Genomic DNA, 15,857 nt, shown 5'->3' with positions numbered 1-15,857 from the left:
CTCAGTGCGATAAAACAGAATGCGGCGGCTTCTCGAATCAAATTCGGGAAGCCGCCGCATTCTGCCTGATTATTTATTAATATCTGCTGATATAAAGTTTTACTCCGACAGTACAAACTGGCCCACAAGCTCGTCCAGTATACTGGCCTGTGCTGACAGCTCTTCGCTGGTAGCAGAAGCCTCTTCTGCAGTGGCTGCATTGCTCTGTACCACTTCAGAAATCTGATTTACTCCTGACTCCGCCTGACGCATGGCTTCTGTCTGGTCTTCCACCATCACTTTGAGACTTCTGGAAAAATCCGCAATTTCTTTAATCCCTGCCACAACAGATTCAATAGCTTTTGACGCCCGTTCTGCCGCACGGTTTCCTTCGGTAACTTCCTGAACAGACCCCTCAATCAGTTCTCTGGTATCTACTGCCGCCTGAGCACTCTGGTCCGCCAGTTCCCGTATCTGATCTGCCACAACAGCAAATCCTCTTCCGGACTCTCCTGCCCTTGCCGCTTCTATGGAAGCATTCAGGGAAAGCAGATTTGTCTGAGCCGCAATGGCTTCAATTTCGGAAATAATATTTCCAATCCTTGTGGAGGCCTCATTAATTCTCTCCATGGCCGCCATCATATATTTCATTTCTTCCCGGCTGTTATCTGCCTGGTCAGCATACTGCTGTGCTTTCAGATAAGATTCATCTGCGCGTTCCGCACTCTTTTCCATGGTAACCGTAATATCAGAAATCGTAACATGGAGTTCCTGCACTGCCTGCGCCTGTTCCGTAGCACCTTCCGCAAGGCACTGGGAAGCAGTTGCCAGGTCTCCGGAACCAACCGATACATGTTCGGAGGCTTCTCCGATAGACACCAGTGTCTCTGTCATCTGATCCCGCAATCCGCGCATGGATTCATATAATTTCCCAAAATCTCCGGTATACTTATCGGAAGCATTGGAGTGAACTGCGTAATTTCCTCCTGCCATCTCACCCAGCATTTCCCCGATATCATGAATAATGGTATTCAGGTTAGCAGCCATCTCTGTTGCGTCTTTTTCCATATGCTCCACCTCATCCCCGGTTTCCACCATGGGGAACGGAGAAGAAAGGTCTCCCTCTGCGAATGTTTTGAGACGTTCCCCCAGTTTTCCCAGAGGGCTTGAAATTCCTTTTGCAATATTACGTCCTATTCTGGTGGAAAACATAATCGCCGCCGCAACAACTGCCACGATCACAACCGCCAGAATCCATCCTGTCACTTTAAGAACCGTGGACAGCTGATTTCCCTCATTTACCTTTACAGTCAGAAGGCTTTCCAGTTTCGTATATATGCTGTTATAAACACCGGCAAGCTCGCCAAGGGCAATATCCTGCGCCTGTCTGCACAGCTCCCGGTCCGTAGTAGCTCCGATATCCATAATCTCCTGGTCCAGTTCCCAGTATGTATCCAGCTCAGCTTTAATCTCTTCGTAGGTTTTTCTGCCCTCTTCCGAAACGATACTTTTCTCCACATCCGCAAAAGATTTTTCAAATGCTGTTTTACTTTCTTCGTGCTGTTCTACCACTGCGGCAATGGCATCCGGATCATCATAACCGATGGCCGCCCGCAGAGACGATCTCACATCTGCAAATGCAAACATGGTCTTTCCAATATCCCCCTGTGCAAATCCATAATTATGCAATGCATAGGAATACCTGTTGGATACCACCAATAATGCAAGCAATCCCAGTGCTGCAACCGCCACCGTAATGGCTGACACCTTAAAAAAAGAGCTGGTGAGTCTTTTTTCTATACTCTCCTGTTGTCCATTCATCACTCAATCAATCCTTTCTCCCTGTGCTTTTGCAATATTCCTGACGTTATCTGTTCTCCCTGTCCGTCAGTATTTTAATTGCTTTATCAAACAATAAATATTATAGCATACATAGCAAAACATTCAATAGAAAACCTCCTCTTTTCGCTTTAAATTTTCTATCATTTTACCCCCCCCCGGTAAATTTCTGACTTTTCAATATATGATTCCCGTCCCGGTACTCTGGGAGCTGTCACAGGCGGCCCTGTTCCGCCGCCTTTCCTGTCTTCTGCAGCAGAACAGACACATCAATAGGTTTGGCCAGAAAATCATCCATGCCGCTTTTTAACGCCAGCTCTCTGTCTTCCTGAAAGGTATTGGCTGTGCAGGCATAAATAAGAACCGATTTCGCATCTTTTCTGTCCAGCTTTCGAATTAACCGGGAAGCCTCGCATCCATCCATCACGGGCATTTTCATATCCATCAGAATAACGTTGAACTCTCCCTCCTCCGATGACTGAAACAGTTCCAGAGCCTCTTTCCCGTTTCGGGCATGAACCGCCTCAAATCCTTCCAGGGCCAGAATTTCCATCAGCACTTCCGCATTCAGCTCCACATCTTCCGCCACCAGAACTCTGACCTTCCTGTCTGATGTTACGGAACTGTCACCGGCCTTTCCAGCCGTGCTATTTTCCTGCGGGTTCCGGCTCAGTTCTTCGGGAATCTTCTGTACAATAACAGAAGGAATGGATACGGTAAAGGTACTGCCCACGCCGGGCTCGCTCTCCACTCTGATATCACCTTTCATGGCATCGGTCAGAAGTTTGCTGATTGCCATGCCAAGACCAGTCCCTTTGGTGCTCCCGGTAAACCGGTTTTTTTCCTGACTGAAAGAATCGAAAATTTTCTCCAGATATTCCCTGGACATCCCGATTCCGCCATCTTCACATCGATAAACTGTTATCACATGAGCATCATCCGCCTTTTCCTGATTTACCGTCAGCCTGATGTATTTTCCCGTGGGTGTAAATTTTGCAGCATTGCCCAGAATATTCATCAGCACCTGCTTCACACGGGTCACATCCCCTTCCACGCAGGGTACCGTAATATTCTTTTCCACTGTAAATTCCACACCCCGGCTCTTTATGTTGTCCGCCTGCATGTCAGCAATTTCATCAATCATGGTTTCCACCAGAAACGGCTCGCTGAGAATGTCCATTTTCCCTGCCTGAATTCTGGACATATCCAGAATATCGTTGACCAGAGACAGCAGATAACCGGCTGTACTGTTGGATTTCTTAAGCCATTCCTTTATCTGGGGTTTCCGTTCCTCCTCGTCAATATGAACCATCATCAGATGATTCATCCCAATCAGGCCGTTTAAAGGTGTGCGGATTTCATGGCTCATATTAGAAAGAAATTCTTTCTGGGACCGGGCCTTTTCTCTGGCAGCTATGGTTTTAATCTGATGTACCATAACAATCATCAGCATACCGATTACAGTCAGCATACTGAATACCAGCATGGTCATGCTCAGAGTCGTAAATGTCCTGCTCTGTTCCAGAAAAACTTCCTCGTTTACCGACATGATAAAGTACAGGCCCATTTCATTTTCGAAGGGCATAAAGTAAAAGAGCTCCCTGTTTTCCTCCTCTTTGTGAGAATGGTAAAAACCAAAGGTTTCTTTATCCGACAGCTTCTGTGCAACTTCTTCATTCGTAAACTCCGAGTACTGAGCCTGTGTCAGATGCTCATACAGATTGTTTCTTTTATTCCTGTAAATCTCCTTATTGATATCTACGATATAATTGCCGTTCCGGTCAATCAGAGCGCTGTGGCCGCGGCTTTTCCCGTTTTTAATAAAACTGTCAATCACCATATGGTGTTTGATGGAAGAAATATCGCTGACTCCCGCCAGTGCAGACATTTCAGTTCCGCCCACACTGAAATCTTTCAGCCTGATGCCGTAAAAAATACTCTCTCTGTTCAGCCATCCCGTTTCCGTATCGTCATCCAGCCGGGCAAACACTTCTTTCTCTCCATCTGAAAAATAAGGCCGAAAATCCAGAGCTCCTGTTTCATCTTCCATACTGTCGGTCAGGTATTTGTCTGTGTAGACTGTGCCATCCTCTCCCACCAGACAAATCCGTGTAAATCCGCTTGTAGCGCATTCCAGATTCAGATATTCCTCGATTTCTCCGATAGTCTTACAGTCATAATGTCTGAGACGCTCTTCCATCTCATATAAATCTTTCCAGCAGACCTCAATATGGTTCTGAATGGTAGCCCTGTCATGTTCCGCCATCTCACTGACTGAGCTGATCACATTATCTGAAATATTCCGGTTCAGCTCCTTCACAAAGAAAACTGTCACTGCAGTCACCATAAGGAGTGCCGCAATAATTGTCACCAGACAAATAATTTTACGTTTCTTCTCCACATCTCACACAACCTTTATCTGTTCCATCAAAATCCTCTGCTGAGGTTTATACAATATTTACCATTTACTATTTTATCACCCTGAAAATACAATGTCCATATGCTTTTATTTTCTGTCTCTTCTCAGCCAGGGAACTTCCGGCCTTTTTCCTCTCCTGCTTTCCCGCTTTTTTTCCTGATTTTCCTTTCTCCTGACACATTCCTCGTCTATTTCATATACGCTGTTGCCATCTATCACTAATCTTCCCATAACTTTCATCTCCTGATATAAATCATTCTTAAATATTATATACCCCTTGAACTGCTAATGTTCAAGGGGGTTCCTCTTTTTCTTCTGAACTGCCGGAAAGTGCAAAACTGTCATATCCTGCTTCCGTCTCTCATAAATTAAAATAAAAAAGGTGAACACAATGGAAGCAATTGATACACTGATTCAGGATAGGCACCTTGAAATGATAAAAGCCGCCATTCCCTACCTGGATAATTCCCGGCAGAAAAATATGGCAATGCTGGTGAAATTTATGGAATTGCAGCGCACCATGGCACTGTTCCAGAACCCCGGAAATGATTTGAAAATGTGTTCGGAAGAAGAACGGGAAGACCCGGTACAGATGCTCTCCGCCATACGGGAATACTGCACAGACAGGGAAAAAGAAGTAATAGACAATATTATAGGCTTTGTCCAGATGTTTTCCACCTATGGAACTCTGTTTTCCGCCACCTGAATCTCACACAGAAAGGAACGATATGAACCCACAGGATTTATTAAACAACCCGGAACTCCAGAAAAATATTTCTCCCGACAAGCTGCAGTTTCTTCTGGAGCTTGCCAGAAACAATTCTTCCAGCACTTCCAATCCTCAGGATATGGCAGAATCTCTGAAAAATGCCTCGGAAAGTGTGAAAAATCAGGGCATGAACTTCTCCTCTGCCGAACGTGACCTGATTATCGAAGTATTAAAGCAGGGGATGCCCCCTCAGGAACAGAAAAAAGTGGAATTGCTGATGCAGATGATGAAAAATATGCGGAAATAAATTTCCTCCGGCTGAAACAAAATACATACCCCGCAGTATGACCGAAACAGAAGTTTCCGCCATACTGCGGGGCATTACTTTTATTTTCCCTTATTTCATAACAATATTGATAATCCGGCCGGGTACATAAATTTCTTTTACCACAGTTCCCGTCAGTTTCTCTTTCACTGCCTCTTTTCCGGCTGCAATGGCTGTATCTTTATCCACATCCACCGGAAGGGTCACAGTTGCTCTGGTTCTTCCATTAATCTGAACCGCCAGCTCTGCCGTGTTTTCCACCGTTTTAGCCTCGTCATATTCCGGCCAGGTACACTGGTACACCTTTCCTTCGTATCCGCAGGTTTCCCAGATTTCCTCTGTAATATGAGGCGCCACGGGATTCAGAAGAATCAGGAATGTCCGGAATTCTCCCCGGCTGATGCTGCCTGCTTTTGAAAAATCATTCAAAATGGACATCATGGCTGCAATGGCTGTATTATATTTGAGATTCTCATAATCTGAACTTACTTTCTTAATGAGCTGATGCATTCTGGTCTCAAACTCAGAGCGGTATCCATCTCCTTCCACCAGAATCTCCTGCAGCTTCCAGACACGCTCCAGAAATCTGCGGCAGCCTTTTACACCATTTTCTGACCAGGAAGCACTCAGATCAAAGGCCCCGATAAACATTTCATAAGTACGCAGCGTATCTGCACCGTATTCCATGACAATATCGTCGGGGTTTACCACATTCCCGCGGGATTTGGACATTTTTTCCCCGTTTTCTCCCAGAATCATGCCATGGGAGGTACGCTTTTTATAAGGCTCTGATGTAGGCACAATCCCCTGGTCATAGAGGAATTTATGCCAGAATCTGGAATACAGAAGGTGAAGGGTGGTATGCTCCATTCCACCATTGTACCAGTCCACCGGAAGCCAGTATTTCAGAGCCTCCTCACTGGCCAGAGCTTCTGTATTCTTCGGGTCTGTATAACGCAGGAAATACCAGGAAGAGCCTGCCCACTGAGGCATGGTGTCCGTCTCTCTTTTTGCCGGGCCGCCGCAGCAGGGGCATGTGGTATTCACCCAGTCTGTTATGGCAGCCAGGGGGGATTCTCCGGTATCGGTAGGCATATAGCTGTCCACTTCCGGCAGCTGCAGAGGAAGTTCACTTTCCGGCAGCGCCACATAACCGCATTTTTCGCAGTTTACAATGGGAATCGGCTCTCCCCAGTAACGCTGACGGGAAAATACCCAGTCTCTCAGCTTGAAATTCGTCTTGCCTTTTCCTATCTTTTTTTCTTCCAGAAATTCAATTATTTTCTTTTTGGCTTCTGCCACTTCCAGTCCGTCCAGAAATCCGGAATTCACCAGCTTCCCTGTGGCAACGTCCGTGTAGGCTTCTTTCTGTACGTCCTCGCCGCCTGCCACTACTTCAATAATGGGAAGGCCGAACTTCTTTGCAAATTCCCAGTCACGGGTATCATGAGCCGGAACTGCCATGATGGCACCTGTACCATAACTCATCAGCACATAATCTGACACCCAGATTGGGATCTCCGTATCATTTACCGGATCAATGGCCCTCAGACCGTCAATTTCCACTCCGGTTTTCTCTTTTGCCAGCTCGGAACGCTCAAAATCTGATTTTCTGGCAGCCTGTTCCTGATATGCGGCAATTTCTTCCCGGTTTTTAATTTCATCTTTATATTTTTCCAGAATGGGATGTTCCGGAGATACTACCATATAGGTGGCGCCAAACAGAGTATCCGGTCTTGTGGTATATACGGTAAGTTTATCTTCCTTTCCTGCAATCCGGAAATCCACTTCCGCCCCCTGGCTCTTTCCAATCCAGTTCCGCTGAGACACTTTTACACGCTCAATATAGTCCACATCCTTCAGGCCTTCTAACAGCTTTTCCGCATACTCGGTGATTTTCAGCATCCACTGGCTCTTCACTTTACGAACCACCGGAGCGCCGCATCGCTCGCAGACACCGTTCACCACTTCCTCATTGGCAAGCCCCACTTTACAGGAGGTACACCAGTTAATGGGCATTTCCGTTTTGTAGGCAAGTCCTTCCTGAAATAACTTCAGGAAAATCCACTGGGTCCAGTGATAATATTCCGGATCTGTGGTATTTACTTCCCGCTCCCAGTCAAAAGAGTATCCCAGAGCATGAAGCTGGCTTTTAAATCGTTCCACATTGTTCTCCGTAACCACCCTGGGATGGATCTTATTCTTAATCGCATAATTTTCCGTGGGAAGCCCAAATGCATCCCAGCCCATGGGATAAAGCACGTTATACCCCTGCATTCTGCGCTTTCTCGCCACAATGTCAAGGGCTGTGTAAGGCCGGGGATGTCCCACATGAAGGCCCTGCCCTGACGGATAAGGAAATTCTACCAGTGCGTAATATTTCGGTCTGGAATAATCTTCCGTAGCCGCAAAGGCCCTTTCCTCATCCCAAATCTTCTGCCATTTTTCTTCCAAAGCTCTGTGATTATATGGTACTGCCATTTTATATCCTCCTGAATTCAGCGCTGTCACTAAATATTTGTCATTTACTATAGAATTTTATCACACCACCGCTATTTGTCAAGAATTTATAAATCCGAATGCTTCATTTTGCATGGCAGTTCACCCCCAGTGTGGACTGAACCCTGTGGTTTGCCGGTTTCCTCACTCCCGTTCTTTTATCCTGACTTCTATCACATCTCCCGGCTGTTTTCCAATGGCCTCCCGGATATCTTTGCGAATGCCGATGATATGGCCCGGCGTCTTCATTCGCACCAGGCTCCCATCATAGGGGTAACCGTCAAATTCCGCGTGAACTTTCACCCTTCCTTTTCCAAATTCCTCCCGCACATCATAGGGAAACTCAATATAAGCTCCATTGATATCCGGTACTTTTCTGATTTTTGCCTGGAAAACATATACTTTTTCGTTCATAATCTCCTCCATTCTGTGAATTTTTCATCACAACAGATGGTCAGTGAAAAATTAACAAAGTCCTTCTCTGCATTCTTCCGAAAGAAAACCGGAAAATCACTTTTCCTTTCTTTCCATCATATTATAATCATAACATTACAATAAAAACCATTTTCAGGAGAATTTTAATGACAGATCATCATACAGACAATTCCTACGAAAACCCCGGCAGACTTTACCTTGAAACAGCCCTCTCACAGATGCCTGCCGCCTATGCAGAGCTTATGGGAAATCCCGGAACCGGGGAAATCAACGGCATGGTCCGGTTTTATCCCATCGGCGCCGGAGTCCTGGTAAACGCGGAAATTTACGGTCTCCCTGTGAGCACAGTGCCCTGCGGCTCTGAAATTTTTGGCTTCCATATTCACGAAGGCCACTCCTGTACCGGAGACAGCAGTGATCCTTACGCCAATGCAGGAGCCCATTACAATCCCGCCCTCTGTCCGCACCCGGCCCATGAGGGAGATCTTCCGCCCCTGTTCGGAAACAATGGTTCCGCCTGGATGATGTATTACACTGACCGCTTCAGAGTCCCGGATATTATCGGCAAAACCGTTATTATCCACAGCAGCCCGGACGATTTTTCTACCCAGCCTGCCGGCCATTCCGGCACAAAAATTGCCTGCGGCACCATCCATTCCGTATAAAAACGGGATAAAAAGAATCCTGCAAAGCAGGATTCTTTTTACATATCTGCCAGACGGAACTGGTCAATCATATCATTCAGCTCTATGGCCTGTGCTGATAATTCCTGACTGGTTGCAGAACTTTCTTCTGCTGCGGCAGAATTGGACTGGACCACCTGCGAAATCTGCTCAATGGCCATGTTTATCTGCTGCATGGAGCCATTCTGCTCATTGGAATTCTCTGCCACTTCCTCCACTGCACTGACAATCTCTGACATTCCGTCAATTACACTCTGCAATGCCTGAGCCATATCATCAGCAATCCGGTTACCGCTTCTTACTTCGCTCAGAGCGGCTTCTATCAGCTGTCTGGTGTTTACCACAGCTTCCGAGCTCTGGTTTGCAAGATGACCGATTTCACCGGCAACTACTGCAAATCCCCTTCCCACTTCTCCCGCTCTCGCAGCTTCAATGGAAGCGTTCAGAGAAAGCAGGTTGGTCTGGTCTGCAATTTCCTCTATGGTCTGAATAATATTTGAAATTTCCATGGAGGCATCGTTGATTTTCTTCATGGCCTCTGTCATCTCTGCAATGCGCTCACTGCTGGTACGGGCCTGTCTTCCGATATCATCTGCTTTCCGGCTGGTGGAAACAGCGTTCTTCGTGTTGCGGTCCACCTGCTCAGTCACATCATTTACCGTAGCCAGAAGTTCTTCCACGGAAGCCGCCTGGTCCGTGGCACCTTCTGCAAGGGACTGGCCGCTCTCCGCAAGCTGGGAGGAACCAAGGCCTACCTGTTCTGCCGATTCCCGGATATGTCCCAGGGCATCCGACAGGGAATGGTTGATTCTGCGCACTGCCAGCAGAATTTCTTCAAAATCTCCCACATAATATTCCCTTGCCTGAGAAAGAACATTAAAATTATTCTCTGACATTTCTCCCAGAAGATATTTGATATCTCCGATGATTTTGCCCATACCTTCCACAATGGTTCCGGTGGCATCTGCCAGCATAAGGGTTTCATCCTCTGAGTCAATCCGGGGAATTTCTGAATGCAGGTCCCCTCCGGCCAGAGCTTCCAGACGTTCCGCACACTGCCTGATGGGCGTTCCGATATTGTCTGCCAGCTTCCTGACCATGACCACCGCAATGGCAATGGATACCACAACGATTCCAATGGTCAGGATAATTCCCACAATGGTTTCAACATTGAAATCAGAAAGGGGAGCTGTAATGGCAATACTCCATCCGTTGCTGTTTTCCACCGGCGCATATGCCATAATCTTTTTTACGCCCCCGTACCGGTAGGTTCCAAATCCCGTTTTCCCCGCTGTCATCTTTTCTTCCAGCTTTGCCAGCGCTTTCAGCTTCGAATCCGTTTTCGCTGATTCGATGGTATTGTCCTTCTGTTCCACCAGCTTTATATCTTTATGGGCAATCACGGTTCCCTGGCTGTCCACCATATAAGCGGAACCGTTTTTGCTCACATTTGTAGCTACCATAATATCATTCAGAAAGTTTTCATCCGGAACAAGATATACGACCCCTGTTACTTCTGTGCCCATAATCCCGTCTTTCCACATGGGTGCGGCAATGATGATGCTTATTTTCCCCGTCACCTTGCTTACCACAGGCTCTGAAACACAGGACTCCCCTGTCATGGCTTTCTGAAAATAATTTCTGTCACTGAAATCTTCTCCGGAAAAGATACTGATTCCATTCCTGTCCAGGATATTTCCTCTGGTCAGCTCATTGGCCTTCACACGTTCGTCAATGATTTCCTGCTTTTCTTCCAGAGGAACATCTTCTCTGGAAAGCCGCGTCATAAGACCCAGATCCGCTGCCAGATTCCGGTAGGACGTCATTTCCCATTCCACCCGCTCTGACGCCACTCTCGCTGTGGCCTTCATATTCCGCTCCAGCGTGGAATTGGTACTGTGATTATTCAGCACACTGGTGACAATTCCCAGAACCGTCAGGGAAATAATTACCAGCGCCAGTACAGAAATGGTAATTTTTCCCTTAATCGTCTCATGGTACAACCGCTTTAACTCATTGATACTTAAATTTCCTTTTTTCCTGTCCGTATGTGCTTTTATCTTTTTCATACGGTCCCACCTTCTTTTCCTGAAACCAAAACAACGTTACCGGACTGCCATCTTAATCTTCACCGTTTTCCAGCTTGCTTGCCCTTGCGGCAACTTCTTTTTCCTGAATATCGGAAGGAGCCTGCTCATAACGGGCAAATTCATAGGAAAACAGGCCGCTTCCTCCGGTCATGGAACGAAGGTCTGTCATATATCCGTAAATCTCCATGTACGGTACGTCTGCAGCAATTTCCGTTTTGCCTGTCTCTGCAGGATTCATGCCCAGTACACGTCCCCGACGTTTGTTCAGATCTCCCATAACGTCTCCGGTATATTTGTCCGGAACCACCACTTTCATGCTGGCAATGGGCTCTAAAAGAACCGGAGAAGCCTCCATCATGCCCTTCTTAAATGCCTGAATCGTTGCCATCTTAAATGCCATTTCAGATGAATCCACCGGATGGTAGGAGCCATCGTAAAGCACCGCTTTCACTCCTACTACGGGATAAGCTGCCATGGGCCCTTTCAGTACCGATTCCTGCAGTCCCTTTTCCACTGCCGGGAAATAGTTCTTGGGCACAGCTCCGCCCACCACCTGCTGTTCAAAGGTATAAGCGGTTTCCAGGTCTCCGCTGGGCTCAAAGGTCATCTTAACATGTCCATACTGTCCGTGTCCGCCGGACTGTTTCTTATACTTGTATTCCACATCTGATTTTTTGCGGATGGTCTCCCGGAAGGCAATCTTCGGCCTGCTCAGTTCAATTTCCACCTTATAGCGCTCTGCCAGCTTGCTGACTACCACTTCCAGATGCTGGTCGCCGATACCGTAAATCAGTGTCTGTCCATTGGCGCTGTCATTTTCCGTCCGCAGTGTCAGATCTTCCTGCATCAGTTTCTGCAATGCCTGGGAAACCTTATCTTCATCTCCCTTGTTCTTTGCTTTATAACGCATATATGTATAAGGAGTGGAAATCTGAGTTTTTCCATATACCACCGGCACTGCCTTGGTAGACAGTGTATCTCTGGTAACAACCTTGTTCAGTTTTGCCAGCGCTCCGATATCTCCTGCATGAAGCTCTTTTACTTCCTCCGGTTTATTTCCCCGCATTACATAGATTTTGCCGATCTTGTCATCCATATTCTTTTCAGAATTAAACAGCACATCATCTGTTTTCAGAACGCCGGAATTCACTTTAACCAGCGAATATTTTCCGATAAACGGGTCTGCAATGGTTTTGAAAATATATGCGCTCTTTGGTTTCGCAATATCATAATCTCCGTCAAACACTTCGTTCGTCTTCATATTCACACCTTTGCAGGGGCGTTTTTCCGGACTTGGAAGATATTTGAGAATGTCATCCAGCAGTGTATATACACCCTGTACCAGCGTACTGGAACCCATGGAAACAGGAACGATGCTTCCGTCTGCCACATTGGTACGCAGAGCGGAACGGATTTCAAATTCAGAAAATTCCTCACCTGCAAAATAGCGGTCCATGAATTCTTCACTGGTCTCTGCCACAGCTTCCATCAGCGCTTCCCGGCAGATATCCAGATTGGCCTGAGAATAATCCGGAATTTCTGTTTCCACAACCTTACCCTTGTCATCCCAGCGGTTTCCGGTCTGAGCCACTACATTGACGTAACCCACAAATTTCTCATTTTCACGAATGGGAAGATGGAACGGCGCAATCCGCTTTCCATACATTTCCTGTAAATCTGCCACTACCTGGCGGAAACTTGCATTGTCATCATCCATTTCTGTTACAAATACCATTCTCGGAATCTTGTATTTCTCACAGATATCCCATGATTTCTGTGTTCCCACTTCAATTCCATTCTTACCGGATACCACAATAACCGCAGCGTCAGCCACACTCACTGCCTCTTCCACTTCTCCCACAAATCCAAAATAACCAGGTGTATCCAGTATATTAATCTTGGTATCTTCCCAGGGAATCGGAACCACAGAGGTATTAACAGAAAAAAGACGTCTGGTTTCTTCTTTATCATAATCGCTGATGGTATTCCCGTCGCTGATCTTCCCCATACGCTTTGTCAGACCGGACAGATAAGCCATCGCTTCCACCAGAGTCGTCTTCCCACTGCCACCATGTCCCAGAAGGACCACGTTCCTTATCTTGTCAGTTGTATAAACGTTCATATGAATTCCTCCAATACAAGTATATTTTGTGATGTATATATTCTACTAAAATTTTTGTGATTTTACAACCCTTTTTATTCATTTTTTACAAATCCCCTGCAATCAGGCACTTTTGTGCTTCGACGCGCCAAAGTATTGACTTTTTCGACTCTTTCTACTATGATAATAGGCAGGAAAGAATCCTGCCCGGCCGGACCTGACCCCTGAGCCCGGTCCCTCTGAGGTATTTTTTCATATCTGTCCCGGTCCCTCCCTTCAAAAAGCAGGCCCTGCAATAAAAAAAGAATTTCGCAGTCTTGTCATAAACTGCTGTATACAGATAAAGAAAGGAACAGTTACATATGAAACCTGAAAAAATCGGTTTTGTCGGTCTCGGTCTGATCGGCGGTTCCATCGCCAAAACCATCCACCGGATTCACCCGGATATCACCTTAATTGCATATGATGTAGAACAGCAGTCTCTGGCTCTTGCCCTGGAAGAACAGGTAATTACCGCTGCCTGCGAAACTCTGACGGAAGATTTTGCAGACTGCCGCTATATCTTTCTCTGTGCCCCGGTGCAGAAAAATGCAGATTTTCTCTGCAGATTATCTTCTTTTGCGGGAAAAAACTGTATAATCACAGACGTGGGAAGTGTTAAATCCTCCATTCATCAGAAAATTGCCGGTACGTCTCTCTCTCCTTTTTTTATCGGCGGACATCCCATGGCCGGTTCGGAAAAAAGCGGATACAAAAACGCAACCCCATATCTTCTGGAAAATGTTTACTACATTCTGACCCCTTCTCCGGAAGCAGACCCGGAACTGGCAGAAGAATTTCAGCAGTTTATCCAGTCTCTGGGAGCCATTCCCATTCTGCTGGATTACCGGGAACACGATTTTATCACCGCTGCTGTCAGCCATCTGCCCCATATACTGGCTTCCAGCCTGGTAAATCTTATCAAAGATCTGGACAACAGAGAGGAAATCATGAAGCGTGTAGCCGCCGGAGGTTTTAAGGATATCACCAGAATCGCTTCCTCTTCCCCCATTATGTGGCAGCAGATCTGCCTGACCAACCGGGAACAGATTTTAAATCTCCTGGACGCCTTTCTGGCTTCTCTGGAACAGGTACGGACTGAAATTGCTTCCTCACAGGAAGACAGCCTGTTTGACTTTTTCCAGTCCGCCAAAGACTACCGGGATTCCCTTCCCCTCACAGGCTCCGGCCCCCTTCCCCAGATTTACGAAATCTACTGCGACATGGTGGACGAAGCCGGGGGAATTGCAGCCCTGGCCACTATTCTGGCCACTAACCAGATCAGCATCAAAAATATCGGAATTATCCACAACCGGGAATTTCAGGAGGGTGTGCTTCACATAGAATTTTATGAAGAAAAAGCTCTGCAGCAGGCTCTTGTTTTATTACGAAAATACCATTACACAGTACATGAGAGGTGATTGATATGGAATTCACAAAAAAACATTCTTTTCATGGGGAACTTTCTGTTCCCGGCGATAAGTCCATTTCCCACAGAGGAATTATGTTCGGCGCCATATCCGGCGGCCTGACGGAAATAACAGGTTTTCTGCAGGGTGCAGACTGTCTTTCCACCATTTCCTGTTTCCGCCAGCTTGGCATTTCCATTGAAAATGATGGTTCCAGAGTTCTGGTACATGGCAGAGGGCTCCATGGTCTGACCCCTCCAAAGCAGATTCTGGATGTGGGCAACAGCGGCACCACCCTGCGGTTGATTTCCGGTATTCTGGCAGGCCAGTCTTTCCAGAGTACCTTAAACGGAGACGTTTCCATCCGCAAACGCCCCATGAAACGTATTTTTATCCCTCTCACAGAAATGGGGGCCCGGTTTCAGTGCTGGGACGCCGGTTCCTTTCCTGATTACCGGACAAAAACCAGTTCCGGCTGTGCACCTTTCACCATCCAGGGCGGCAGTCTGAAGCATATCCACTACCAGTCACCGGTATCCTCTGCCCAGGTGAAATCCGCCGTCCTTCTGGCCGGTCTTTACGGAGACGGAATTACCAGAGTAACGGAACCTGTACTGTCCAGAAACCATACGGAACTGATGCTGGCCGGCTTCGGCGCTGATATCCTCTCCACAGATACCACCGCTGCTATCTGGCCGGAGCCAAAACTGGAGGGACAGGCGATTCATGTACCAGGAGACATCTCCTCCGCCGCCTATTTTATCGCCCTTGGGCTTATCTGCCCCCATGCTGAAATTCTGATTCAGAATGTGGGGATAAACCCCACCAGAAGCGGCATGCTTAAGGCAGTCCATGCCATGGGAGGAAAACTGAGCCTCTTAAATGAGCGCACCGTTTCCGGAGAGCCTGTGGCTGATATTCTGGTTACCTCCAGCAGCCTTCACGGTACCACAATAGAGGGAAGTATCATTCCCACCTTAATCGACGAGCTTCCCATTATTGCAGTTATGGCAGCATTTGCAAAAGGTACCACTGTAATTCGGGATGCCAGGGAATTAAAAGTAAAGGAATCTGACCGGATTGCCACTGTAACGGAGAATCTGAAAGCCATGGGCGCTGATATCACCCCCACAGAGGACGGAATGATTATCCGCGGAGGCAGCCCCCTCCAGGGCGCCCGGATTAAAACCTACGGCGACCACCGGATTGCCATGTCTTTTGCCATAGCAGCCCTGAATGCGGAGGGAGCCACCACCTTTGACGATGAAGCCTGTGTAACCGTTTCCTATCCTTCTTTTTATCAGGATCTGGAAAAACTGTTAGATTAGGT

At 47.0% G+C, this 15,857-nt stretch carries 12 protein-coding genes; 5 read left to right on the top strand and 7 right to left on the bottom strand.

All coding sequences use genetic code 11. The annotated features are described in order from the left end of the window. Positions 1-99: 99 nt before the first annotated feature. The 3 genes from C805_RS13905 to C805_RS26700 all read right to left on the bottom strand — a co-directional run bounded on the left by C805_RS13905 (position 100) and on the right by C805_RS26700 (position 4,468). On the bottom strand, positions 100-1,800 hold the full coding sequence (locus tag C805_RS13905) for a methyl-accepting chemotaxis protein (protein WP_016214496.1): 1,701 nt from the start codon (positions 1,798-1,800) through the stop codon (positions 100-102). A gap of 232 nt (positions 1,801-2,032) precedes the next feature. Next, a complete protein-coding gene (locus tag C805_RS13900; RefSeq protein WP_016214495.1) occupies positions 2,033-4,219 on the bottom strand; it encodes a hybrid sensor histidine kinase/response regulator in 2,187 nt (728 codons plus the stop codon). A 105-nt stretch (positions 4,220-4,324) separates the two neighbouring features. Beyond that, positions 4,325-4,468: a hypothetical protein gene (locus tag C805_RS26700; protein WP_016214494.1), complete on the bottom strand. Its 144-nt coding sequence runs from the start codon at positions 4,466-4,468 to the stop codon at positions 4,325-4,327. A gap of 160 nt (positions 4,469-4,628) precedes the next feature. On the opposite strand from C805_RS26700, the gene C805_RS13895 reads away from it, so the two are divergent. Next, positions 4,629-4,943, top strand: coding sequence for a hypothetical protein (locus C805_RS13895; RefSeq protein WP_016214493.1), 315 nt, complete (start codon positions 4,629-4,631; stop codon positions 4,941-4,943). A gap of 22 nt (positions 4,944-4,965) precedes the next feature. Next, complete coding sequence (locus C805_RS25215; protein ID WP_016214492.1) at positions 4,966-5,253, top strand: hypothetical protein; 288 nt, start codon at positions 4,966-4,968, stop codon at positions 5,251-5,253. Positions 5,254-5,343: 90 nt separating this feature from the next. On the opposite strand, the gene leuS is transcribed toward C805_RS25215, so the two are convergent. Together leuS and C805_RS13885 are read right to left on the bottom strand one after the other, a co-directional pair. Further along, complete coding sequence (gene leuS, locus C805_RS13890) at positions 5,344-7,752, bottom strand: leucine--tRNA ligase (RefSeq protein WP_016214491.1); 2,409 nt, start codon at positions 7,750-7,752, stop codon at positions 5,344-5,346. 162 nt (positions 7,753-7,914) lie between these two features. Continuing rightward, positions 7,915-8,184, bottom strand: coding sequence for a DUF1905 domain-containing protein (locus C805_RS13885; RefSeq protein ID WP_016214490.1), 270 nt, complete (start codon positions 8,182-8,184; stop codon positions 7,915-7,917). A gap of 167 nt (positions 8,185-8,351) precedes the next feature. Between C805_RS13885 and C805_RS13880 the strand changes: the two genes are divergently transcribed. Next, entirely contained in the window at positions 8,352-8,870 is a 519-nt protein-coding gene (locus tag C805_RS13880) for a superoxide dismutase family protein (RefSeq protein ID WP_016214489.1), read from the top strand. 38 nt (positions 8,871-8,908) lie between these two features. Here C805_RS13880 and C805_RS13875 read toward each other — a convergent pair whose 3' ends face one another. Next, a complete protein-coding gene (locus C805_RS13875) occupies positions 8,909-10,957 on the bottom strand; it encodes a methyl-accepting chemotaxis protein (RefSeq protein ID WP_016214488.1) in 2,049 nt (682 codons plus the stop codon). Positions 10,958-11,009: 52 nt separating this feature from the next. Beyond that, entirely contained in the window at positions 11,010-13,100 is a 2,091-nt protein-coding gene (locus tag C805_RS13870) for an elongation factor G (RefSeq protein ID WP_016214487.1), read from the bottom strand. 341 nt (positions 13,101-13,441) lie between these two features. Here C805_RS13870 and C805_RS13865 point away from each other — a divergent pair, with 341 nt between their 5' ends. Beyond that, positions 13,442-14,539 carry a prephenate dehydrogenase gene (locus C805_RS13865; RefSeq protein WP_016214486.1) on the top strand — a complete coding sequence of 366 codons (1,098 nt, stop codon included), beginning with the start codon at positions 13,442-13,444 and terminating at the stop codon, positions 14,537-14,539. 5 nt (positions 14,540-14,544) lie between these two features. Further along, positions 14,545-15,855 carry a 3-phosphoshikimate 1-carboxyvinyltransferase gene (gene aroA / locus C805_RS13860; RefSeq protein ID WP_016214485.1) on the top strand — a complete coding sequence of 437 codons (1,311 nt, stop codon included), beginning with the start codon at positions 14,545-14,547 and terminating at the stop codon, positions 15,853-15,855. Positions 15,856-15,857 lie beyond the last annotated feature (2 nt).

It is taken from the genome of Eubacterium sp. 14-2, assembly GCF_000403845.2.
In the GTDB taxonomy this organism is placed as follows: Bacteria; Bacillota; Clostridia; order Lachnospirales; family Lachnospiraceae; genus Petralouisia.
This window is presented reverse-complemented; position numbering and strand designations above follow the sequence as displayed.